Origin of the sequence: Rhodococcus globerulus NBRC 14531 (assembly GCF_001894805.1) — a bacterium.
Lineage (GTDB): Bacteria > Actinomycetota > Actinomycetes > Mycobacteriales > Mycobacteriaceae > Rhodococcus_F > Rhodococcus_F globerula.
In genome coordinates this window covers 1-646 of sequence record NZ_BCWX01000030.1, presented here as the reverse complement: position 1 = coordinate 646, position 646 = coordinate 1, and the positions used below count along the sequence as shown (strand labels likewise).

At 62.5% G+C, this 646-nt stretch carries 1 protein-coding gene; it reads left to right on the top strand.

Annotated features, from left to right (window positions below; all coding sequences use genetic code 11):
• Window positions 1-128 precede the first annotated feature (128 nt).
• The coding region (locus tag RG2_RS31205; protein ID WP_139278906.1) for an SDR family NAD(P)-dependent oxidoreductase at window positions 129-646 on the top strand (518 nt) is incomplete at its 3' end.

Genomic DNA, 646 nt, shown 5'->3' with positions numbered 1-646 from the left:
GTGGGGCGTCGAAGGTCTCGAGGATCTCCTCGAGGTCAAGACCATCGCCCGCCCGGCCTGATTCGTGCTCGATATTTCAGATAGCCAGGCTTTGAACAACATTCAGATTCACTCGAGAGGAAACTTCGATGGGCAGAGTTGAAGGTAAGGTCGCATTCATCACGGGCGCAGCCCGTGGACAGGGACGCAGTCACGCGGTGCGGCTTGCGGAGGAGGGCGCGGACATCATCGCGGTCGACCTGTGCCGCAACATCGAGACCAACTCCTATCCACTCGGGACACCCGAGGACCTGAAGGAGACCGTCCGTCTGGTCGAGGCGCAGGGCCGTCGTATCGTCGCCGTGGAAGCCGACGTGCGTGAGGCTTCGCAGTTGCGTTCGGCACTCGATCAGGGGATCTCGGAATTCGGCAAGCTCGACATCGTCGTCGCCAACGCCGGTATCGCCCCGATGTTGGGGGGCCCGAACATGCAAGGCTGGCTCGATGTCATCGGCGTCAACCTGATGGGTGCGCAGAATGCGATCCACGAGGCCCTGCCGCACCTGAAGGCGGGTGCGTCGATCATCGCGACCGGATCGACGGCGGCGTTCATGCCCAACGATGTGGTGGAAAATCCGGGAGCGGATCCGGGCGGATCCGGTTACAC